The sequence below is a fragment of the Nostoc sp. FACHB-110 genome, from assembly GCF_014697425.1.
GTDB lineage: Bacteria > Cyanobacteriota > Cyanobacteriia > Cyanobacteriales > Nostocaceae > Nostoc_B.
Window position 1 is genome coordinate 22,707 of the sequence record NZ_JACJRU010000034.1, and the last position, 21,825, is coordinate 44,531.

At 38.7% G+C, this 21,825-nt stretch carries 19 protein-coding genes; 7 read left to right on the forward strand and 12 right to left on the reverse strand.

What is annotated here, in order from left to right; genetic code table 11:
• Nucleotides 1–75 precede the first annotated feature (75 nt).
• Together H6G69_RS24605 and H6G69_RS24610 are read left to right on the forward strand one after the other, a co-directional pair.
• A complete protein-coding gene (locus tag H6G69_RS24605) occupies nucleotides 76–1,380 on the forward strand; it encodes a mannosyltransferase family protein (RefSeq protein ID WP_190691750.1) in 1,305 nt (434 codons plus the stop codon).
• Between the two features lie 76 nt (nucleotides 1,381–1,456).
• Nucleotides 1,457–2,845, forward strand: a complete 1,389-nt coding sequence (locus tag H6G69_RS24610) for a DUF2079 domain-containing protein (protein ID WP_190691751.1) — start codon at nucleotides 1,457–1,459, stop codon at nucleotides 2,843–2,845.
• 33 nt (nucleotides 2,846–2,878) lie between these two features.
• Here H6G69_RS24610 and H6G69_RS24615 read toward each other — a convergent pair whose 3' ends face one another.
• The gene (locus tag H6G69_RS24615) at nucleotides 2,879–4,429 is read right to left on the reverse strand and encodes a glycosyltransferase family 39 protein (RefSeq protein WP_190691752.1); all 1,551 of its coding nucleotides are present in this window, start codon (nucleotides 4,427–4,429) and stop codon (nucleotides 2,879–2,881) included.
• Nucleotides 4,430–5,252: 823 nt separating this feature from the next.
• On the opposite strand from H6G69_RS24615, the gene H6G69_RS24620 reads away from it, so the two are divergent.
• Nucleotides 5,253–6,164: a polysaccharide deacetylase family protein gene (locus H6G69_RS24620; protein ID WP_190691753.1), complete on the forward strand. Its 912-nt coding sequence runs from the start codon at nucleotides 5,253–5,255 to the stop codon at nucleotides 6,162–6,164.
• 122 nt (nucleotides 6,165–6,286) lie between these two features.
• Here the strand turns inward: H6G69_RS24620 and H6G69_RS24625 are convergent, their stop codons facing one another.
• The 3 genes from H6G69_RS24625 to aroB all read right to left on the reverse strand — a co-directional run bounded on the left by H6G69_RS24625 (nucleotide 6,287) and on the right by aroB (nucleotide 8,709).
• On the reverse strand, nucleotides 6,287–6,736 hold the full coding sequence (locus H6G69_RS24625) for a hypothetical protein (RefSeq protein ID WP_190691754.1): 450 nt from the start codon (nucleotides 6,734–6,736) through the stop codon (nucleotides 6,287–6,289).
• Between the two features lie 262 nt (nucleotides 6,737–6,998).
• Entirely contained in the window at nucleotides 6,999–7,571 is a 573-nt protein-coding gene (locus tag H6G69_RS24630) for a Uma2 family endonuclease (protein WP_190691755.1), read from the reverse strand.
• A 43-nt stretch (nucleotides 7,572–7,614) separates the two neighbouring features.
• Nucleotides 7,615–8,709 carry a 3-dehydroquinate synthase gene (aroB, locus tag H6G69_RS24635; protein WP_190691756.1) on the reverse strand — a complete coding sequence of 365 codons (1,095 nt, stop codon included), beginning with the start codon at nucleotides 8,707–8,709 and terminating at the stop codon, nucleotides 7,615–7,617.
• Nucleotides 8,710–8,910: 201 nt separating this feature from the next.
• On the opposite strand from aroB, the gene petL reads away from it, so the two are divergent.
• On the forward strand, nucleotides 8,911–9,006 hold the full coding sequence (gene petL / locus H6G69_RS24640) for a cytochrome b6-f complex subunit PetL (protein WP_190691757.1): 96 nt from the start codon (nucleotides 8,911–8,913) through the stop codon (nucleotides 9,004–9,006).
• Between the two features lie 79 nt (nucleotides 9,007–9,085).
• Here petL and bioB read toward each other — a convergent pair whose 3' ends face one another.
• Nucleotides 9,086–10,102, reverse strand: a complete 1,017-nt coding sequence (bioB, locus tag H6G69_RS24645) for a biotin synthase BioB (protein ID WP_190691794.1) — start codon at nucleotides 10,100–10,102, stop codon at nucleotides 9,086–9,088.
• A gap of 501 nt (nucleotides 10,103–10,603) precedes the next feature.
• Between bioB and rimJ the strand changes: the two genes are divergently transcribed.
• Complete coding sequence (gene rimJ / locus H6G69_RS24650; protein ID WP_190691758.1) at nucleotides 10,604–11,182, forward strand: ribosomal protein S5-alanine N-acetyltransferase; 579 nt, start codon at nucleotides 10,604–10,606, stop codon at nucleotides 11,180–11,182.
• A gap of 2,454 nt (nucleotides 11,183–13,636) precedes the next feature.
• Here rimJ and H6G69_RS34865 read toward each other — a convergent pair.
• Nucleotides 13,637–13,696 carry a hypothetical protein gene (locus tag H6G69_RS34865; protein WP_397326990.1) on the reverse strand — a complete coding sequence of 20 codons (60 nt, stop codon included), beginning with the start codon at nucleotides 13,694–13,696 and terminating at the stop codon, nucleotides 13,637–13,639.
• Nucleotides 13,697–15,080: 1,384 nt separating this feature from the next.
• Here H6G69_RS34865 and H6G69_RS24660 point away from each other — a divergent pair.
• Nucleotides 15,081–15,284, forward strand: a complete 204-nt coding sequence (locus tag H6G69_RS24660) for a high light inducible protein (RefSeq protein ID WP_190691760.1) — start codon at nucleotides 15,081–15,083, stop codon at nucleotides 15,282–15,284.
• 44 nt (nucleotides 15,285–15,328) lie between these two features.
• A complete protein-coding gene (locus H6G69_RS24665) occupies nucleotides 15,329–15,547 on the forward strand; it encodes a high light inducible protein (protein WP_190691761.1) in 219 nt (72 codons plus the stop codon).
• Nucleotides 15,548–15,583: 36 nt separating this feature from the next.
• Here the strand turns inward: H6G69_RS24665 and H6G69_RS24670 are convergent, their stop codons facing one another.
• From H6G69_RS24670 to H6G69_RS24695, 6 genes are all read right to left on the reverse strand, one after another.
• Nucleotides 15,584–16,699 carry a sensor histidine kinase KdpD gene (locus tag H6G69_RS24670; protein WP_190691762.1) on the reverse strand — a complete coding sequence of 372 codons (1,116 nt, stop codon included), beginning with the start codon at nucleotides 16,697–16,699 and terminating at the stop codon, nucleotides 15,584–15,586.
• Between the two features lie 27 nt (nucleotides 16,700–16,726).
• The gene (locus tag H6G69_RS24675; protein ID WP_190691763.1) at nucleotides 16,727–17,140 is read right to left on the reverse strand and encodes a hypothetical protein; all 414 of its coding nucleotides are present in this window, start codon (nucleotides 17,138–17,140) and stop codon (nucleotides 16,727–16,729) included.
• Nucleotides 17,141–17,638, reverse strand: coding sequence for a Rab family GTPase (locus H6G69_RS24680; protein ID WP_190691764.1), 498 nt, complete (start codon nucleotides 17,636–17,638; stop codon nucleotides 17,141–17,143).
• Nucleotides 17,639–17,640: 2 nt separating this feature from the next.
• Entirely contained in the window at nucleotides 17,641–19,428 is a 1,788-nt protein-coding gene (locus tag H6G69_RS24685; RefSeq protein WP_190691765.1) for an OmpA family protein, read from the reverse strand.
• A 264-nt stretch (nucleotides 19,429–19,692) separates the two neighbouring features.
• The gene (locus H6G69_RS24690; RefSeq protein WP_190691766.1) at nucleotides 19,693–20,301 is read right to left on the reverse strand and encodes a hypothetical protein; all 609 of its coding nucleotides are present in this window, start codon (nucleotides 20,299–20,301) and stop codon (nucleotides 19,693–19,695) included.
• A gap of 155 nt (nucleotides 20,302–20,456) precedes the next feature.
• Nucleotides 20,457–21,794 (reverse strand): ArsB/NhaD family transporter, encoded by a 1,338-nt coding sequence (locus tag H6G69_RS24695; RefSeq protein WP_190691767.1) that lies wholly within the window; start codon nucleotides 21,792–21,794, stop codon nucleotides 20,457–20,459.
• Between the last annotated feature and the right edge of the window lie 31 nt (nucleotides 21,795–21,825).

Sequence of the window (21,825 nt, forward strand, 5' to 3'; positions counted from 1 at the left end):
TTTAATGATACTAATAGTTTGGAGCAACCATAGGTAAAAAGATACATCAAGGAGCCTGTAGAACAACTGAAGCCTATGGTTAGGTCTCAAATATCAATCATAAAATTTTTCTGGAAAAATGAAGCGATTTTTCCAGCAGCAATGTGGTTTGGTAGTCGCATCTTAATTTGGTGTGCCATGTTGCTATTAGCCCCACATTTACCCTCAAATCATACAGAAGAGTCTATGATTTTAGGCTGGAGTGCTGTTGATGGCTGGGATAGTGTTCATTATCGAGCAATAGTGACTTCTGGATATGAATTTGTGGATGATGGGAAACAACATAATTTAGCTTTTTTCCCGCTGTTCCCTTTGTGTATTTGGGCATTAATGCGCCTGGGTTTATCTTTTGAAATTGCAGGTACACTGGTCAATAATTTGGCGTTTTGTGCTGCACTCTACTGTATTTACTTTTGGGTAAAAGAACATTGTGGTATAAAAGCAGCACAGTGGGCGACGGCTGTGGTGTCTTGGTGTCCGATGGCGATGTTTACAGGAGTAATTTATACCGAGGGACTGTATTTATTTTTGAGTACCTCGGCACTGTGGGCTTTTGACCGCAAAGATTACCCTTGGGTGGCTTTTTGGGGTAGTTTGGCTACAGCAACTCGGCCTACAGGTATAGCATTAATTCCAGCCTTAGCGATCGCAGCTTGGCAAGAACGCAGACCAGCAAGTGCTTATCTTGCCAGTTTAGCAAGTGCCACAGGCATACTTTTATTTAGTTTGTATTGTGCCATTTATTTTCACAATCCTTTAGCTTTTATCGCAGCGCAGCGGGGCTGGCGGCCTTCCTTGGGTTTTGATTGGCAAGGTTGGCTAAATATGCTGATGCAAATTGTAGTGGGTGATAATTGGAAATTTGGTTGGGTACAAAACCCCAACGGCGGACTACAAGATCCTTGGCATCCCTTGTTATTTAGCTTGGTGGTTGGCTGTATTTTTTGGATGTGGCGTACTCAGAAAAGTTTGCATTCCTTAAATAGAATCTATGGTTTTTACACCTTGGTTGCATTTTTGCTCATTATTGCTGAGGAAAAACTCATCAATAATTTGCTGAATGCGTTGATGCTTTTAGGTGGCGGCTTTGTCTTGTGGCGTTTTAGGGCAGCACTCACCCCCGTAGCTATAATTTATGGCTTTTGCGGTATCGGTTTGTTACTAGCTTCTGGTGGTACGATTTCTTTAAGCCGTTTGGCTTATGGAATCATACCTTTGAGTGTTGCTATTGGTGTGCTGCTGTCGCGTTATCCCCGTCAGGGATGTTTAATGCTAGGTTTATTTGCGATGTTGCTGGTCAAGTTAGCTGTAGGATTTGCCCAGGAACAATGGGTAGGTTGACATCTGCCTAGCTATCAAAGATATTGACGAAAGCATAGAAAATGTTAATTTTTTGATGGTACGTATGCGAAAAAGTATGAGTCATCTTCAGCCTCTTGGCTGGATGATTGGTATTAGCAGCTTAATTTTATTTGCTGCTAGTAGCCTGAGACACGCTTTGTTTCAATCTACGGCTCTTGATTTAGCAGTTTTTGACCAATGGATATACCTAGCTAGCCAAGGTCTACAGCCAATTTCATCATTTTTTGGATTTCACCTACTTGGGGATCATGCTGCTTTCATATTGTATGCGATCGCCCTACTATACAAAATTTATCCTAATGTACACTGGCTATTTGCTGTACAGGCGCTCGCTTTAGCCGTTGGTGCTGTACCAATATATGCTTTAAGTCTACAAAGTGGTTTAAACATTACTTATGCACGAGCGATATCACTCTCATATTTGCTTTATCCTGCCTTATTCAATATCAACTTTTTCACTGACTTTCGTCCAGAAGCAATCGCCGTACCAGCATTATTATGGGCAATGTGGGCAGGAATCGCTGGTCGAATTGGACAGTTAATGTTTGCTGTTATTTTAGCCTTAAGTTGTAAAGATATTTTGAGTTTAACTGTAATTGCTTTAGGGCTTTGGCTGTGGCTAATTCAACACCGTCGTTGGTATGGTCTAGGGTGTATTTTTATTGGCACAGCTTGGTATTTAATCACAATTGTTTATCTTGTTCCGCTACTCCGTAGTGGGCAAGCTGGCGGGGTTATATTTTATCGTTCTCTTGGCGATTCACCAAAACAAATTCTTTGGAATATTATTACTAATCCTAGTTTAATTGCAGGAAAATTTTTTGTCCTTGATACAATACTTTATTATTTTCTTTTAATTTTACCAGTAATTATTGGCTTACATTGGCGAAAAATCGCTGTAATTTTGCCAGCCTTACCAATGCTATTACTCAACATTCTTTCTGATTATTGGGCACAAAGAGATTTAATTCATCATTATTCTTTGTTGATTTTCCCATTTATAATTGTATGGTTAATAAAATCTATTAGTTATTATCAGCAACACAACAAAAGACTTTGGTTAAAGCCGAAAATTTTAATTATTTGTTCTATAATTGCATTTTTATTACTAGCTAAGTATGAATTTTTTGTAACTCGTTATCTATCAAGTTTACCTAATCTGCGATCACTTTATACTGCTGTCAGTTTAGTACAACCAGAAGGAGGTATTTTAACAACATCACGAATTGCTCCTCATGTGAGCCAACGTCCTATGGTTAAGTTAACTGACATCAATTTAGATTTATTACCAAAAAGTGATAATGCTTTTAAATATATATTGTTAGATGCCAATACCAATAATAAACGTGAATTCTCTTCTACCTTCATTAATCAACTACAAATTAACAAAGATTTTCGTTTAACTTATAAGCAAGACAATATATATTTATTTACCAAACAGTAGTTGATAAACGTATTGATTTTAAGTACAAAACAATTATTTTATAGATGGTGCAATTAAACTAAAATCTTCAACATTACCCAATATTTGATTGTTATTTAAATTTAACGTTTTTAAGGTAGTTTTGTTGACAAGTAAATAAGCATTATTAGTTAATTTTTTTGGTAACACTAAATCATTTGCTGGCATAACTTTGCAGTCGCAGTAAAAGTCTAAACTAGGACGACCATAAGCAAAAGAAGTGTAAATTATTGTTCCTGGTGGAACATGATTGCGAATTAATTCTGCTACTGGTTTGACTGCAAAGTTTTCATTTAATTCCCAAATCCAAGATTTGGAACTCATTAACAGGAATAGAACTAAATACATTCCTGCAAATAATACGGGAATAAATCTGCGATCGCTTGCTAAAATCAGCCATCCACTTATACTCATAGTAATGAATAAAACTATACTCATAGCAATTAGTACAGGTTGATAATCACCAATCGTAAAGTAAACAATACCTCCTATACCTGCAATAGCAATGACGAAGAGAAAATATCCCAAAATTCTGGCTCTAAAGTGAGTTTGCTGCCAAATATCACTCAATTTTAATCCAATAGCTAAAGCCAAAAAAGGATAAACTGGCATGACATACCACGGCAATTTAGTAGTCATTAAAGAAATTGTGCCTAAGTAAATAGTTGTCCCAATTAAAATAAGACTACCCCAGCTAGTTTGGCGTTTTTTCCAAGCTAAATAAAACCCTCCTGGCCAAAATAACAACCAGGGGAATGAATATTTGAGTAATTCAATCAAATAGTACCAAAGAGGGCCTGTATTACCTTCTACAGACTGTCCTAAACGTGCGAAAGTCTGTGCTTGCAAATTGACCTCTAAGAAATTACTACCATAATGTTGCCATTGGGCCAAATACCAAGCGATCGCTGGGAATATGCCTAAACAAATTCCTATCCATAAATAACGATTTTTAATCAAAATTAATTGTTGAGAAGCAAACACAAATACACCAACAATTCCCGCTAAAAGTAAAACTAGCATTCCCTTGGTTAAAGTAATTAGCCCTAAACAAACTCCTACACCTACAGCCCAGCGATGATGATGACGCGCTTTGAGCAAACAAAATAATAACAACAGAAAAAAACTAATACTTGCACCATCAAGCATTGCCAAGCGTCCGTGACGTACCACAGGTAACATTGTTAAATAAACTAATGCTGCAAACAAAGCAGGTAAATTTTGCTGAAAAAGCAAATTGCCAACTAAGTACAGCAAAGGAACTCCTAAAGCTGTTAAAACAGCACCCGGTAAGCGTGTTGTCCACTCATTTACACCCCCTAAAGAGTAAGTCCAAGCAATTAATAAGTGCATCAGAGGTGGCTTGTTGTGATATGCTTCACCGCCCAAAGTTGGGTAAAGCCAATGCCAAGAACCTAGCGGAGCGCGCCAAATTTCCCGGGCTACTTGTGCTACAGTACCTTCGTCCCAATCTCTTAAAGGAGAGTTACCTAAAAAGATTAACCATAAAACTAAAGAACATATAAGTAAGATTAATAGCCATTCTTTATCTCTGTATGGAAACATATTGAAAATTTAGTTATCTAAATTACAAGAGTTTATGTATTTTTAGGTATTAGCAAACTTGATAAATTTGCCATAGCAATTAATTAATCATCTTAAAATTACCAACATTGCCTTTGGTCTGAGAATCGACTGTTATGCTAAGATATACAGCTAAATAAATTTTAATTAAAAATCATGAGTTGCTCACATCATCTCAATAATTAATCAAAGAGTATATAAATTGACTAATTGATCTGCTTTAACAATGAGAAACTATTTTTTATAGGTTGCTGTTAATTAACTTGATGAATGGTAACTAAAGATGTCAAGATAAACTTAATTTTTTGTAAATGTAAAAAAATGTCCCCAAGCAGTAAAATCTACCTAGAGTGATTTCAAAATAGATAACCTAATAATTAAGTTATCTACTCAATAACTTTTATTTATCTGCAAACATTGATGCTATTTCAGGGGGTGAGTAATTTTAGCAGCATTAGTTACATACAAGTGAAAGTGCTGACTAAGTTTTAAGAGTGGATTTTCTAAAATTAGTAAATTCACTGAATCACCTGTTAAAGAAAAACCTCATACTATTTGAGTATAGAGGCGAAGAAACTGGGTACATATTACCTGAATGTTTTTGGATGGCGATCGCTCCAAGCTAGATTGCATTTACCATAACCTATGGTGTTACAGCAAAACTCAAATGTTAACTTCAATTAATCCAGATGTAAAATTTCAGGATTAAAGTGGTTAACTTGGGTATCTAATTTTTAAAGAAAAATGTGCTATAAAGTACCGTCAGAACCATACTTGATGGTTCTACCCTTGAAGGAGCTATAAAGTGGAAAATAATAAATCGTTACTTTGGCCGCAAGGTATATTAATTGCTTTGCTTGCCTTGGGTGCTACCTTGAGCGTCGGAGTTATGATGCTGATTAGACCCAATACCTCTGAGGCGCAAAGCAGTCAAATTATCAATGACAATAATAATTTAGTTGCTAAAGTCGGCACTCAAAAGCGGATTGAGAGTTTAAAAACAACCATGCTCACAAGTTGGCAGCAAGAAGCACAAGCTAAAGGGCTTGGTTATAATTTAGCTGCTCGTTTTCAAGGGGCAATAATTAAAGAAGCTAAACTCAGTCCAGCCCAAAAAGTCATTGCTTTGACTTTTGATGATGGCCCTTGGCCTCAAAGTACTGCTCAAGTATTAGATATTCTTAAAGAAAATAATATCAAAGCTACTTTTTTTGTTGTTGGACAGAACGTCAAAAATTATCCAGAATTATTGAAACGTATTAATGCAGAAGGTCATGTGATTGGTAATCACACATGGCATCATTGGTATCATTTTATGAACCCACAAGCCGCTGCTTATGAAATTGACCATACAACAGACATGATTTATCAAGTTACAGGGGTGAAAACTAATTTGTTTCGCCCACCTGGAGGGATCATGCATAATGGCGTGGCTGCTTATGCAAAGGGCAAAAAGTACGCGGTTATTATGTGGTCAACCGATTCTGTAGATTACTCTATGCCTTCTGTACCAAAGTTAATTGATAATGTGTTTAGATTAGCTAAACCTGGTGGTATTGTACTAATGCATGATGGTGGAGGAAATCGTTCTCGAACTGTCCACGCTTTACCTGAGATTATTGCTAGATTTCGCAAGCAGGGATATCGCTTTGTAACTGTTTCAGAACTTTTAGAAATGCAAGATAAACAGCAAAGCACAATTGCTCAGAAAAAGTAATAGTTTTAATAGATAATTTACTATAGTCATCCTAATTGAAAATAAAAGTTAGATAACCCAGATTGATAAAACAAATCTGGGTTATTTTTTTGATGAATCAATTACAGATTTATATATTTAGTTTACCGCTTAAATTTTTCTTGCCATTCTTTTAAGCTAATGTATTTATTCTCAATTAAATCAAGAACTTCAATTACACGATTAGTACTAGAAACACGAAACCAATAAATTGTGGAATCGTGATCTGGTTGCTCTTCATATATCCGAACTACATAGTATGGTTCATCGGGAGTAGGAGAGCTATCCACTACTGCACCTACTTTGATAGCACCTCTAGAAAGCCTTTCGATTTCCCGTGCTTTACGTTGTACTTGGGGTAACTTCCAAACTAAATTAAGAGCAGTCTTGTCATCAATTTCTCTAGTGAATTCAGCAACTTTTATATTAGAGATTAAGGTTGGCTGAATTAACTCAGTTTGGGAGTCATGATGAGGACTTTCAGAAAGAGCTAATTGGCATCCCATACTCATTAGTAAAGAAGCCATTATAGGGAAATAGATGAATCTTGTCATGAAACAATTCTTGAGTGTTATGGTTGGCTTGCTTGTTATGTCATACATACACTAGGTTAACAGTCTCTACCTCATTGTTGAGGTAATTAACCATTTCTTCTTATTACGCTTAACAATTTGCTTTTTGTTATCTATAGCAGTCCTAATTCATTCTTGAACAATCAGACAACAGACTTATTAACAAAGTCTGGAATATAGATATAACGACTGTTAACACATATTGTGAATTAAATATTTTTACCAATTGATAATCGAAAAATGACTATTTTAAAGGTATTTTAGCTTTTTGAAATACCTGCTCTACTGTAAATTCTAAACCTGGAAATAAGGAATCTTGTAGCAGTTCATCTCCCATATATGTTTGTGGTGCTGCATCTGGAAAAAAAACAGTAATGCTTCTGGCTTTACTGTCAACTACCCACACACGCAGCACTTTTGCATCTAAATAATCTTTTGCTTTAGCTGCCATTGCACCAAATGTTTGCCCCGGTGAAATAATTTCAATAACTAAATCAGGTGGAACAGAACATACTCCTTCTTCTTCCCAATCAGAGGGTAAGCGATCGCTTGAGATATATACAATATCAGGTACAGGAACCCAATCTCGCCCTCTACGAGATAAGGAAACAGCTAATTCTGGACATACCTCTCCTTGAGAATCACACAATTCTTCAATCAAATTGAGAAGCGCACGAGTCAATTTAGAGTGAAATTTTTGCGGTGACATTTTTGGTATTGTTTGACCATCCACGAGTTCATAGGTGATATCTCCTTCACCTGGGGTAAGGTTGAAAAACTCTTGCAAGGTCAATTGATTTTTAGCTTGGAGAATCATGGCACAAACTAGCAGTTGGCTAGTTCAATTGTAGTTGGCTAATCTATTGCATGTTTTGTAATACTTGGCGGATGGTGTCTGCGGGTACTTGGTCTGTAACTGTGACTACACCAATTTGGGTTGGTAAAACAAACCGGACTTTCCCAGCTTTGACTTTTTTATCTAGTTGGAGTGCGTTAATGATTGCTTCGATATCGACCCCAGCAGGTATTTGTGTCGGTAAGCCGGTTTTTTGAATGATGGCGTTTTGGCGGTTGGTTTCCTCTTGCTGCCACATACCCAAGTCCACAGCAATTTGTCCGGCTGCTACCATCCCAATGGCGACAGCTTCACCATGATTGACTAAACGATAACCTGTTAAGCTTTCGATCGCATGACCTATGGTGTGGCCGTAATTAAGAATAGCCCGTAGTCCCCCTTCTTTTTCGTCTTTGCCGACGACATCGGCTTTGGCTTGGCAAGAACGGGTTAATATTTCGTTGAGTAACTCTGGCTTAATGTATCGCAGTTGATTGAGATTTTTGCTGGCTTCTAGCTGGGTAAACAATTCTGCATCCCAGATAACACCATATTTAATGACTTCTGCCATCCCTGCACGAAATTCCCGTACAGGTAGAGTTTTTAATACTTCGGGGTCTATTAACACTAGACGCGGTTGATGAAATGCGCCTATTAAGTTTTTGCCGTTGGGATGGTTGACACCTGTTTTGCCACCTATGGCGGAGTCTACCATTGCTAAGAGGGTGGTAGGTACTTGCACAACGTTAATTCCCCGCAGCCAAGTGGCGGCAGCAAAACCAGTCATATCACCAATTACGCCGCCACCCAAGGCTACCATTGTGGCGGAACGTTCCAGGCGGTTTTCCAGGGCGACATCGTAGATTTTTTGGATGGAGTTAAGGGTTTTGTAGCGTTCTCCTGCGGGTAAGCAATAACTAGCGACATCAAAACCCGCAGATTGTAAAGATGCGATCGCTCTTTCGCCATAATGTTTAAAAATAGTCGGATTAGAAACCACTAATACTTTCTTGCCTAGCTGGAGATCGGCCATTTTTTGACCAAGTTGATCTAAGCTAGCAGGTGCGATCGCAATCTCATAAGACTGCTGCGGTAAATTAACGTTAATTACAGAAGTCATTGCCCAACCTTAAAATGCGCCCGTGGGCTTGTATTCTACCGCAATCTCAGTCTGAAGTCTGAAGTCTGAAGTCTGAAGTCTGAAATTTCTTGTTCTGTCTCCCTACACCCCACACCTTTGTTCTTGAGCAATGACCATTGACTATTAACCAATAACTAATGGTTCAATAGATTTAGTGAAGTATTGTGGAGAAATATCAAAATGTTTGCAGTAGTAGCTTACATCGGTTTTTTGGCTTTATTCACCGGCATAGCAACTGGTTTGTTGTTCGGTTTGCGCGCGGCTAAAATTATCTAATCATTAAGGGGATGAGGGTATAGGGGTGTAAGTGAGACAGAATTTGACACCCTTACACCCTCATCTCTTACACCCCTGTTTATCCCACAGCTACAGGGCTAGCTACCTGATTTTGATTTTGTCTTTGGGCTGGTGGACGCATTTGTAAGCCCAATAAGTTCAACATTTCTTGGTCAGCATCATAATCTGGACAAGGCGTGGTGACAGTGAGCATTTTGTTGTCGTCACTAGAGAAGATAGAATTAGCTCCTGCCATAAAGCAAAAAGCTTGTTCCACTTGAGAAAGTCTCGCTCGTCCGGCACTCAGACGCACGTCAGAAGTGGGCATGACAATACGTGCTGTGGCAATCATCCTGACTACTTCCCAAAAAGGGACATCGGGTTGATTTTCTAGGGGTGTACCTTCAACTTGGGAAAGAATGTTGATTGGCACTGACTCTGGATGAGGGTTGAGATTGGCCAGAGTGGATAACATTGATACGCGGTCATCAACAGTTTCGCCTAAACCTAGGATACCGCCAGAGCAGACGGTGACGTTAGTTTGCCTGACATTTTCAATTGTATTCAAGCGATCGCCATAAGTCCGAGTGGTAATAATTGTGCTGTAATAATCCTCAGAAGTGTCTAAGTTATGGTTGTAGGCATACAACCCTGCCGTTTCTAGTCGTTTTGCTTGGTCTGCTGTCAACATTCCCAAAGTACAGCACACCTCTAAACCCATGTCGGTAACTTCTTTTACCATACCCAACACTTTCTCAAACTGAGAATTATCTCGCACTTCCCGCCAAGCCGCACCCATACAAACACGACTGACACCTTTTTGTTTTGCTGCTTGGGCAATACCTATTACTGTCTCTTTATCTAGCAAGGACTGGGGCTTGACCTCGGTTTGATAACGAGAAGATTGGGCACAGTAGCTACAATCTTCGGGACAGCCGCCTGTTTTAATAGAGATGAGCTTACAGACCTGTATTTTGCTTGGGTCATGATATTGGCGATGCACGCTAGCAGCTTGATAAATTAGCTCTAGCAATGGCATATCGTAAATCTGCCGAATTTCTGCTTCCTGCCAATCGTAGCGTATTCCCACCGACATCATCCTTGTTATTGATTGGATTGATTAATATCTGTCTTCTTGCTGGATTTCCTGAAGTACCGCCGTCAATCCCAAAACTGTAGACATTAGACATCAGCTTACCAAGATTTTGAATGGATGGCTGTTATTTGTCATTGGTCATTGGTGATTTATCCTCGTTCTTAGGCTCTTTCTTGCTTCTACTCAGCACCAATCACAATTCCCACACCATTATTCTCTAACAATCTGGAAGTAACAGCCAATTATCAGCGTTTAATTATCCTCTCAGAGGCTCTAAAAATGATGACTGAGGTAATTTTAGAAGCTAAACCAAGGAAAGTTCAGCACATATGCGTGTTGTCGATTTCTCTAGAGCCAATTTGGAAAATGCTAATTTTGCTAAATCTTGTTATAACAGTTTTACTATGTTCAATCAGCAGTTTCAGCCGTAATTAGCTGGTATCAGGAAAGTTAAAAAATCAAAATACTGTTAGTGCAAGTTATTAATTTAATCAAAGTTTTATGAAGTCGGAATTACCAATTATTACTAGCGATCGCCTTTTATTACGGATTGCGATTCACGAGGATATTCCCCAAATTTTGAAATACTTTACAGATAATAAAGCTTATTTAACTCCGTTCTATCCTCAATGGGCGGAGCATTTTTTTACTGAAGAGTATTGGCAATATCAACTAGAGAATACATTTTTAGAATTCATTCATGACCAATCATTAAAGCTGTTTATTTTTCCGAGAAATCGGCCGAACAAAGTTATCGGTACGATTAATTTTAATAATTTTATTCGGGGTGCAGCACATTTTTGTTATGTAGGCTATAGCCTAGCTGAAAATGCTCAAGGTAATGGTTACATGACAGAAGGCTTAAAAGCAGCTATTGATTATGTATTTGAAGACTTAAATTTTCACCGGATTATGGCAAATTATATGCCACATAATCAGCGCAGTGGTAATGTTCTCAAACGATTGGGATTTGTGGTTGAAGGCTATGCCAGAGACTATTTATTAATTAATGGCCAATGGCAAGATCATATTTTGACTAGTCTGACAAACCCTCATTGGCAAGCTAGCAAAGATTCATAGGATTTATAGCAAAATTCAGGGGGAGAATAGCTTTGAGAACTCAATTGTGTACCTACTAATGGTTCGTTTCATTAATTGTGAGAAGTTGGTGGTGGTAAGATCCCCGACTTTTTTACCGTCGGGGATCAATGACATATCATAATTGGCTTGGTGGACTACTAGTTGATGAGCCAATACAGTTCAGAACAGCATTTTTTCTTTTCCTGTTCCCTGACCTCCATAGAGAAGCTTTCTTAACTCAACGGTATTGGTGAATGAGCCTAGACAAACAATACCGCGATCGCACCACCAAAGGCGGCGAAAATTGCGGAAACTACGGCTGTAGCAAATAACCACCAAGCAGCTGTGGCTGCGGCTTTGCGGGTTTCTTCGGCTTGCTTTTGGGCTTGGCGTTTGACTTCTTCTAAACGGCGTTGCGCTTCTTGTTGGATGCGTTCTGCGCGTTGTAAGACTGTGTTCCGAGCGCGTTCTACTTGGTCAATAATCCGGTTAGCATCTTCCTCGGAGATATCTTCGCGGGAACTCATGATGGCGACTAGAGTATCACGGTTGAAGGCAGATAAGCGATCGCGCAAGGCATCAAATCCGGCTTGGGGATCGTCAAATAACTGGCGCACATCCCGCTTAATGCCATCATAGTTAAGTTCTGGGCGATCTAAGGAATTGAGATAGTAGCGGATACGGGCAAAAACACCATCCACCACATCTTGTATCCGGCGTTGAATACTGCGTATTTGCTCAACAAATTGATCCCGGACGGAAATCATATTATCGGCAATTCTGGCGGCTTCTTCATCGCTCATATCTTCCCGAATTTTCAGTAAGGCGATGATGGTAGAACGGTCAAAATGCGCCAAGCGATCGCTCAAACTTTCTACCCCCACCCGGGGATCATGCAACAATAATTGCAAGTCTCGTTTGATACCTTCGGGATTGAGTTCTTCTTTACCAGTTTGCCGCAAATATTCTTCTAGATAAGCTTTGAATGTATCCATTCTTTGCTGGGTACGAGTAGCCAAACGGCGGGGCGCACGTACAATATTGCGGATGGATGTTTGCATCGAGTCAATTATTTGGTTGACTTGTTCTTCACTCAAGTCTCGCCGTTGACTCAGCAATTTAACTAAGGTATCGCGGTCTACTTGCGATAACCGTCGCCGCAAAGCGATCGCACCTTCTCTGGGATTGGCAAACAAGCGATCTAAATCTCGTTGAATTCCTTCGGGGTTGAGTTCTGCTTTGCCAGTGTTCCGCAGATAATCTGTAATTGTGATCATCACAGAATCATATTGTTCTTTGGCTTTGTCAGCGACGGCTTGCGGTGCGTGGCGAATACTGTGCCAAGAATCTTCTACAGTATTAATAATGTTGTTAACTTGGTCTTCGCTCAAATCTTGGCGCTGACTCAATAACTGCACTAAAGTATCGCGGTCAAAGCGAGACAATCTGGCGCGAATTGCACTGATCCCGGCTTGGGGGTCTTCTAATAGTCGCTTCAGGTCGGCGCGAATCGCATCAGGGTTTAATTCTGCTTTACCAGTGTTCCGCAGATATGATTCTACATTTAACCACAGGGTTTCTGCTTGATATTTTGCCTGTTCGGCTATACCTTGGGCGGTAATTAACACGCGATCGCGTTGTCTTTCCAACTCATCTAAAATTGGTTCAACTTCATATACTTGCACATCGTTGCGTTCTAGCAGAATTTTCCGCATTTCTGCCCGGTCAATGACTGCAAAACGGCGTGACAGTGTTTCAGAATCTGCATCAGAGTCCGACAACAAAGACTGAAAATCCCGTTCAATACCTTCCGCAGTCAAATCTGATTTTGGTGTCACCAATAGATAACTTTCGACTCGCCGTTGCAAATCTTGGGCGATTTCCCTTTCTTCTTCGGCTACAACAGTAACTAATACTGATTGACGTACAGCTTCTAGCCTGTCGGCGATGCGTTGAATTTCAACTTGGGTGAGTAAACCTCTATCTTGCAGAATTTTGACAAAATCATTGCGCGACAGGCGGTCTAATTCTCTTCTAATTATCCCAGGGTCAGCGGCTGGGTCATAAATAACATCGCGGAATTCTTGGGCAATTCTTTCTTGGCTGAGTTGCCAAGCATAAGTGTTATGCAGATAATTTTCGATATCAGCGCGAATTGGGCTGTAAGGTTTGGAAGGTAAGGGAAGACCTAATTTATCAGCTTGTTCTGTGGCTTTATCTTTGGCGGTGGTCAAAGACTGTAAAATCTTTTCCACATCAATATCTGATAAATCAGTGCGTCCCAAAACAATACCAGTTAAAGCCGTTAGACCTTGCTGGAGTGTCTGCTGAATGGGCCCTGGTGTGGCTTTTTGGTCGGCTTGTTTCGCGGAACGGCTTTCCGCAATTAACTGTTCTAGTTTGGCGTTGAGTTCGTCGGTTCTGGTTTGTCCTGGGGGTAAGGATTTGAGATAGTCAACTAATTCCCCTAAACGGTCTGGGACAGGTTGCTGTTGACCTACCACTTGCTGCCAAACATTGTAAAGTGTGTCTGCAATGCGGTTAACGTCGCGTTTAGAAAGGTCGGTGCGACTGCTGACTAAATCGATAAATTTTTCCCGGTCGATGTGGCGTAAATCGGGGCTACCGGAGATCGCTTTTAATTGTGGATCATTGAGTAATTTTTCAAATTCGCCCCGGATTTGCGAGAGATCCAACTCTGGTGGACGCAGTTTTTCTAGGTAATCTTCAACATTTTCTCGAATACTAATCGGGTCAATGGCACTACCTAATTCTCGACGTACAGCAGCTGCGGCGGCTTCGGCGGTGGCTACCACTTGCTGATTCACGGCTTTCGCACCCAAAGCGGCGGTAGCAGTACCCATAATCGCCTGAAAACCAGAGGTAGCAGTATTCACCACTGAACCAATTAAGGAACCCACAGTAGTGGAACTAACCCACACTAGTAATAAGAAGTATGCACCCCAAATCACTAACCCGAGAATTGCCCCTAATCTGGGATCAAAAATCACTAAGCTTAATTTTACGGCTAGGAAACTGGCTATTAATAAGGCGATGGTAACAGTAACTAATGTCCAAATCCCTACCGCCGTACCAATTTTGCGAATTGTGCCACCAAAACTGCCTGTTTCCCCATTACTAGAATCGGAATCTGAGGAATGTCCTAAGTAGGAAATACCAGCAGCAACGGAGAGATTGGTTAGCACTAATTGAAAAGCAAAAGCTAAAATCACCCCGGAAATTAAGGCGACAAAAAAGCGCGGCCCGGATGTCAGCACCGATGCTTGCGCTGGCGTGACGTTGGAGGGATCTACAGAAGTTTGTGCTACCCATAACAATGGTTTGTAGAGTCCCAACATAATGCCTGTACTTTGAATCATTGTATTTCCTTATTTTTTAATGTTTAACTTTGGAGAGATATCAGCAACATTTGAGCAGCAACTATGCAATTAATATGTGTTAACAATCGCCATACCTAACTCTTGTAAATCTCAGAATCGGGCAATTTAGGCGATTTCAGCATCCATCTCAAGTTTGAACAATATATCTAGCGTCGGATAGAAGTTTGGTGAACCGGAAGATTTAATTTTGAGGAGATTGCTTAAATCAATCCGCCAAAAGTCTTGTGTTTGCCAATATTTTGCTATTTTATTTCTATCTATAAATATCACAAAAAGAGTTTGATTTTATCCTCAATGACCTAGGCTTTAACTAATAGTGATTTACATTTATTTACAAATATGATTTTTGTCACCATCTCTAGATGGAGATGTTAATAGTTTCTAGCTTTCTTTATCGTCCACAAGAAGTGGCGCGAGTTTGTACCTTCAGGTGGAAAGCAACCTAGGAATAAATAGCTAACTTTAAGTTAAGTAACAAATGAATTTGGAATCAAACAATGGAAACTCGCTCCTCCACTGATTTACCAACAGTTGCTACAGAATATAACGGTATTGACCGCAATGCGTTTATCTATGGTTGGACTCCACAAGCTGAACTGTGGAATGGTCGTTTAGCTGCAATTGGATTTCTCGCCTATTTACTCTGGGATTTAGCAGGTTATAGCGTGTTGCGTGATGTCTTACATCTAATTGGTTACTAATTCTGATTTAGCCTTAGCAAATTTAATTTTGGAGAGAAAGAAAGATGGAATCTCGCACTACAGAAACCCGCAATTCTACGGATTTACCAGCTGTTGCTCCAGCTTATAACGGCATAGACCGAAATGCGTTTATTTTTGGTTGGAATCCCCAAGCAGAATTGTGGAATGGTCGCCTCGCAGCGATTGGATTTTTGGCTTATTTATTATGGGATTTAGCAGGTTATAGCGTGTTGCGTGATGTCTTGCACTTGATTGGTTATTAAATTTAAGGAATAGGGAAGAGAAAGCAGGATTTATACCTATTCCCTTGGTCTAGGAAGGCGGAACCAAAATCTGGAACCGCCTTCTGGGCGTGCTAAATAACCAATAGTTCCTCCCCACCGTTCGATAGTTATACGGCAAAAGTAAAGACCGATTCCGGCTCTACCTGAGTGATTTTGAGCTTGGGAAAACTTTTGAAATAAATTTTCTACCATCGTTGGTGGTACACCTTCCCCTTCGTCATCAATAGTCAAGAGAATAGACTCTGTTTCTGGCTGCAAATTAATCGTGACACGAGAATCTTCTGGACTGTGACGATAAGCGTTTTCTACCAAATTAGTGATGACTCTATCTAAACGGGATTGTTCGCCAACAACTTTCCAATTTGCTGTCATATCGATGTCTGTAGCTAGCTCTAATTGTTGATTGCTCAATACAAAAGTCGATTGAAAAAGCTCAATGGTTTCTTGGACAGCTACTAAAATATCTGGAGCCGTGTCTATATTAACTGTAAAAGTTTCTAGCGATCGCACTTCTAAAGAAAATGAATCTAAAACATTTCTAATTAACATTTCTTGTTTAATAGATTGTTTTCTCGCTAGTTCTAAGTTTTCTCTACCTTTATCTGTTAAATTTTCAAATTCTAGTAGAGCTAAACAACAATTAATCGCGCTCAATTGTCCAGCTATATCATGAATAATACAATTAACTAATACTTCTTTGCGTTGATTAAGTTTTAATAATTGCTGATAATTTAATTGTTGTTCTCTGCCTGTTTGAATCAGAGAATGCTTGTCTTTAAATTTATCTTTTGCTAATTCAATTAACAAAATTTTGCTATCATTGATACATAAAGCATAAGCTTGTAACTGTTGTTCTTGCCCAGTTAAATCTTTTTCAATCCATAAGCCAGACTCTAGTTTGCTTTTACTTTTACTTTGCCAAAATTCTTCTGCATCAAACAAAAAGTTTTCTAAAAAAGCAAATTCTTCTTGGGGAATTAACATATTCATTCCCGACATACATTTCTGGCTACAAAATCGCCGCAGCCAATCAGGTACTTTGCCAGTAATTTGAAATAAGCCAATATCAATACGTTCTAGGACTAAAATATTTAAGGATTCAATTAAATCTTCTAATAGATATCGATTCATAGATGATAATTTGCATAATTTAGCTGTTTATGTTTGAGTCTGCTGCTGTGATATGCTAGTTGATTTATCTTCGAGCAATGTGCAATTATTGGCTTCTTGCTGCATAGGAGAGAGATGTTTTTCATCTAAAATACTATCTAATAACAATACCCAATCACCTTCTGGAGAGGGAAAAATATGAATATCTGCACAGATGCCCACTTCAATTTTAATTAAGGGAAGAAATAAAGGCTCATCATCTAAAGGAAGTAAGCCTTCTAGGAAAAAAAACTGTTCGCATACCTGCATTCCTTGGTGGAGATTTGTTATGCCATATGCAGCGATTTTCCCTCCCCAATCTAATAAAGAACCATCCTTTTTGACTAAGAAATAAGCAAGCGATCGCTCTTCGATGATAAAGTTGAGGATATATAAAATTACAGCATCAGGGATATCTGCCATTTATCTATTTAATATTTGATTAGTCAGAGTTTGAAAAACTTCTTCTACTCCCTGTCCAGTTTTAGCACTGGTTTTAATAGCAGTCCAACCTTTTTGAGAAATAGCATCTAATTCATGAGTTTCAATTTCCCATTCATCTGTCATATCCCACTTATTCAACACGACAATAAAAGGTACTTTCCCAATACTTTCTTCGACTTTGTTTTGTAGTTCAAAAGCTTTATCAAGTGTATTGTGCCGAGTGCCATCTACAACTAAGATATAACCAGATGAACCTCTGAGGTACGACATTCTGACTTTTTGAAACTCGTCTTCACCGTAAAGATCCCACAGGATTAAATTAACATTTTGTCCTTGAATATCTAGAGTTTTTTTATCAATTTTCACGCCGACAGTAGTATAGTATCGATCAGAAAAAATACTATATATATATCGAGAGACTAAACTAGTTTTACCCGTGGCAAAAGCACCCACCATACATATTTTTTTTTGCAGCATGTTTATTGATTTTTATCTGTTATGAATACTTGAAAAGAGACGCGGCGATTTAATCGTTTGGCATCTAAATTTAATTCTGACTGGTAAGGGATTCTAGAGCCTAACGCCATCATTTTAAGTTGATTGGTATTAATTCCTTGTTCCTTTAAATAAGATACGATTTTAGCCGCACGGGCTTGGCTCAAAAATAAATTTTGTTTTTCTGTACCAGTAGTATCTGTGTGTCCTTGAACTTGGATCTGAACATTTTTATCGAGTGATTTGGCAATATTTAAAATTTTTTGGATACTTTTGCTTAATTTATGTAGCTTGTCATTTTCTCCGGCGACAAAACTATCTTGCCCTTCGACAAATAACAGCGTAGCTGTTTCGATTTGCTGTTTAGCTAATTCCAATTCTTTAATTTCACTAGGCAACAAGTTTTTAGCTTGAAATTGTGTTAACCCTGGCACAAATCGCCACAATTGGTGAGATTGGAGAATCCATTTTTGGGGTGCATAACCTGTGGCGAAAAGAATACCTTGATTGTCAACTTGCAATGTCACAGTGCTTGGTGGTTGTAACAATTTAGCAGTTCTTTGAGTTAATATTTTTGATTCCAAAGATAAATAAGGTTGCCACTGCTGAATTACTTTTTGCGGATTCAGATTTGTTTGCCTTATTAACACATTAGGATCTACAGCTAAAGGATCACGCATTCCGGAAATAAAATGTTTCCCATTGCGGTTTTGAGTATTGATGACGACAATTCCCGGCTGAGATTTCAGTTGATGAAGATAAGCTTGCAAACGCAGGGATTCTCTAATATTAAAAAAGCTCCATGTTCCAACTGCGATCGCAATTAAACCAAACAAAGTCCAAGCATAAGTATAATTTTGCTTTTCAGCAGTTTTATACTGCATTGCCAAACAGTTTGCTAAATACGGTTCACTAGATTGAAATGGTTCTGTTTCGCCGACAAATTGATGTAGTTCGATGCTTAATTTAAGATGAATTTTTTCGATAGCTGCTTGAAAAACCTCACGTAATTCTTGTGGTGGTTTGCCGCGAATTATGCCAGCTATAATCGCTTGAGGCCCTGCTTCTACCCAAATTGTTAATTCACCAAAGCGTAAACTTTGCAATGTCTCTGCTTGCTGAACCTGAAAAGAATCTTTGATAAAATCTTGAATGGCTGTTAACATTGCTGCTACTAAATCAGGCTCTTGTGCTGCTATTTGCTTTAACATGACGTGATGCAGCAATAGCCCTGTTTCTCGGTGAATCAAAAATATTTGTTCGACTCGGTAAATTAAAGTCCGCAACATCACAATTTCTGCAAAGGATTTACCTGTGCGTCGCGCTTCAATTCTCCATTTAAAACTTTCTGGCGATAAGCTATGTTCTAAGGTTTGATTTAGCGATTGCATCATCTCATCTAAAGCCGTAGCGATCGCTTTGCGGGTGGCTGGCCCGATAATGGGAAAAAATGCTTCGGAAAGCACATTTTCGTCTTGAGTAACTGAGGTTTGAATAGCTTCTTCTATAGTCGAAACCATCGCTTCTACCAGTTGTTTATCTTGCTGAGAACGCAAAACCACAGCTTCAGGAAGCAAGCGACTAATATCTTCTGCTTCAATTTGCAGATTATTTAATCTGGCGTAGAGTTTATCAAGTTGCGTTGGTTCGACACCAAGCAACAGACTACGCAGTAAATTTAATTCATCTTCTGGGAGAGTATCTAAGTTAGATAATTCGCCATTGTTACCTGGCGATTTTGCAGAAAATAGATTGTGGGGATCATTATTCATGGCTCAAATCCCCTAATTTACAATTTAAAGACGATCGCATCCTGATGAAAACAAGAACAGCGTTAATTTAAAATGTCTCTAGCTTTGTTTTCATCCTAAAATTATGAGTTTTTTAGGGAACATAATCATATAGGCATCCGATTTGATTACTGAACATACTTTATGTAGGTAACAGAAAACAAGACACTAGAGGTGTTTTGTTTTTTTAAATCAAAAATCAATCCTATATTATATAAATTTAATTAGTCTTCTCTGTACTAAAATTCAAGATTGATGATCAGCATTCAGCCGAATTGCTAATTCGGTAAACAAAGTTGCCAGTTTAGTTCGGTCTGTTTTATCTTTTTGTAATTCTTGAGTTTCGCGGTTGATTACAGCTAAAATCTCTTCATATTTGTGCTGAATATCATCTTGTAAATTCTTTGATTGGTTGAGAATCTGCTCGCGCAATTCCCGTTGACGGTTAGTAGTTTGTTCGTCAAGTTGAGCAATTTTATTTTCTAATGATATATTGATATTACTTTGCTCTTCGCCAAGCGATCGCACCACTGCATCACGTTCTGTTTGTTCTTTCTTGAGTCTTGCTGTTAACGAATCTACCTCCTGTTTAACGTAGCTTTCTAAAGCATCTAAACGTTTGCGAGTTTCATCACGTACATTTACCAATTCCGCAATTAAACGTTCTTCTAAACGTGCAAATCTTTTATCAAACTCGCGTACCTGAGTACCAAAAAGAATATCTCTGACTTTATCTAAGCTATTAGTTTCGCCAATGCCGTTAGCATTAAATTGCAGCTTGTTATTAACTTGATTTGAGACCCCTTGCCCTGGTTCTACCGTATTTTGATTGATATATTCTTCAGGCGGGTTCATATATTTTGATCCTTAGTGAAGCTGAATTTAGTTTTGTTCTGTTACTTATGATGCTACATTTGGCGGCGAGGCAAAACCATACACTTAAGTATCTTTAAATACACTTCATGAAAATCTTCCTTCCCAGGGAGGAAATTATATTAACTTTACTCATCCTACAGCAGAAACCGTACCCACACATATAAAGACGAAGTTGCCAGTTGCAAAAACATCACAGGAATACCGTAGCGCAAAAAAGTTGGAAATGAAATGCGACGACCGTGTTGTTCGGAAATTCCGGCGGCAACTATATTAGAAGATGCACCTACAAGTGTGCCGTTACCGCCTAAAGTTGCGCCAAACATCATAGCGTAAAACAAAGGTAAAACTTCCACCGGAAATTGCCCTTGAAAGTCTTGTGCTAAAACTTCTGTGGGTGCGAGACCTACACTCACAAGATATTGTTTGAGTAAAGGAACCATTGCTACTACTAAAGGAATATTCGGTACAACACTAGATAAAATCCCTACAAACAACAATAAAAATAAAGAACCGAGAACAATATTTTTGCCGAGAATAGTTGCTAAAAATCCAGATAAACCATTAATTACTCCAGTTTTTTCTAATCCGCCAATTAATACAAAAATACTCATAAAAAATATTAATGTACTCCAATCTACATCACGTAAAATATTGTTAACAGTATCAATGCGGCTGTGATGTGATAGTAATAAAGCCAAAGCAGCACCTAATAAAGCAACAGCAGCAGGTGAAATCGGCACTGGTAAAGATTCGCCAATGACAAAAAATATTAAAACAAAGGCTATAATCACCGCCCCTACAGTTAATACTCGTGGATGATTAATTTGGGTATGTGGTAATTCTTCCAAATTATCAATTTTAGTCTGCCAAATTGTGCGAAATAAAAATGGTAGGGTGGCTGTGACTGTAACAATCGCAATTACTCCACCCAAACTTAAATGCCAGAGATAATCGATAAAACTAATATTAATTGCATCTCCGACAATAAAAGTTGCCGGATCACCAACTAAAGTTAATAAACCTGCGCTATTGGCAATAAATACCATTAATATCAACAATGGTACAAAATTTATGCCTATTTCTTTTGCCATTGGCGGAATCAATGGCGCTAATAACATTACAGTTGTGGCATTAGGTAAGACTGCACAAATCGGCGTAACAATCCCGACAATACTTAATAACAAACGTTTGCCATCACCTTTAGCTAAAATGACAATTTGAGTGGCTAAATAATCAAATATTTTCGTGGGTTCAAATGCTCTAACCAGCACCATTACACCAAAAAATAAACCTAATGTGCCATGACTATTACCGATATAACCCACGGCTTCTTTTAATGTCATAACGTTGGCAAAAACTAATAGCAATGCTCCCAATAAAGCAGCAATGGTCAGATGCACCCATTCGGTCATAATTAAGATAATTACACCCAAAAATGTCATAATACTCAACAGAGCTTGCCAAGTTGCCACTTTATTCCTCTTAGTTGATGATTAGTTGCAT

Coding starts and splice junctions, on each gene's coding strand:
- H6G69_RS24605 (WP_190691750.1), top strand. CDS start 76: ATGGTTAGGTCTCAAATATCAATCATAAAATTTTTCTGGAAAAATGAA.
- H6G69_RS24610 (WP_190691751.1), top strand. CDS start 1,457: ATGAGTCATCTTCAGCCTCTTGGCTGGATGATTGGTATTAGCAGCTTA.
- H6G69_RS24615 (WP_190691752.1), bottom strand. CDS start 4,429: ATGTTTCCATACAGAGATAAAGAATGGCTATTAATCTTACTTATATGT.
- H6G69_RS24625 (WP_190691754.1), bottom strand. CDS start 6,736: ATGACAAGATTCATCTATTTCCCTATAATGGCTTCTTTACTAATGAGT.
- H6G69_RS24630 (WP_190691755.1), bottom strand. CDS start 7,571: ATGATTCTCCAAGCTAAAAATCAATTGACCTTGCAAGAGTTTTTCAAC.
- aroB (WP_190691756.1), bottom strand. CDS start 8,709: ATGACTTCTGTAATTAACGTTAATTTACCGCAGCAGTCTTATGAGATT.
- petL (WP_190691757.1), top strand. CDS start 8,911: ATGTTTGCAGTAGTAGCTTACATCGGTTTTTTGGCTTTATTCACCGGC.
- bioB (WP_190691794.1), bottom strand. CDS start 10,102: ATGTCGGTGGGAATACGCTACGATTGGCAGGAAGCAGAAATTCGGCAG.
- rimJ (WP_190691758.1), top strand. CDS start 10,604: ATGAAGTCGGAATTACCAATTATTACTAGCGATCGCCTTTTATTACGG.
- H6G69_RS24660 (WP_190691760.1), top strand. CDS start 15,081: ATGGAAACTCGCTCCTCCACTGATTTACCAACAGTTGCTACAGAATAT.
- H6G69_RS24665 (WP_190691761.1), top strand. CDS start 15,329: ATGGAATCTCGCACTACAGAAACCCGCAATTCTACGGATTTACCAGCT.
- H6G69_RS24670 (WP_190691762.1), bottom strand. CDS start 16,699: ATGAATCGATATCTATTAGAAGATTTAATTGAATCCTTAAATATTTTA.
- H6G69_RS24675 (WP_190691763.1), bottom strand. CDS start 17,140: ATGGCAGATATCCCTGATGCTGTAATTTTATATATCCTCAACTTTATC.
- H6G69_RS24680 (WP_190691764.1), bottom strand. CDS start 17,638: ATGCTGCAAAAAAAAATATGTATGGTGGGTGCTTTTGCCACGGGTAAA.
- H6G69_RS24685 (WP_190691765.1), bottom strand. CDS start 19,428: ATGAATAATGATCCCCACAATCTATTTTCTGCAAAATCGCCAGGTAAC.
- H6G69_RS24690 (WP_190691766.1), bottom strand. CDS start 20,301: ATGAACCCGCCTGAAGAATATATCAATCAAAATACGGTAGAACCAGGG.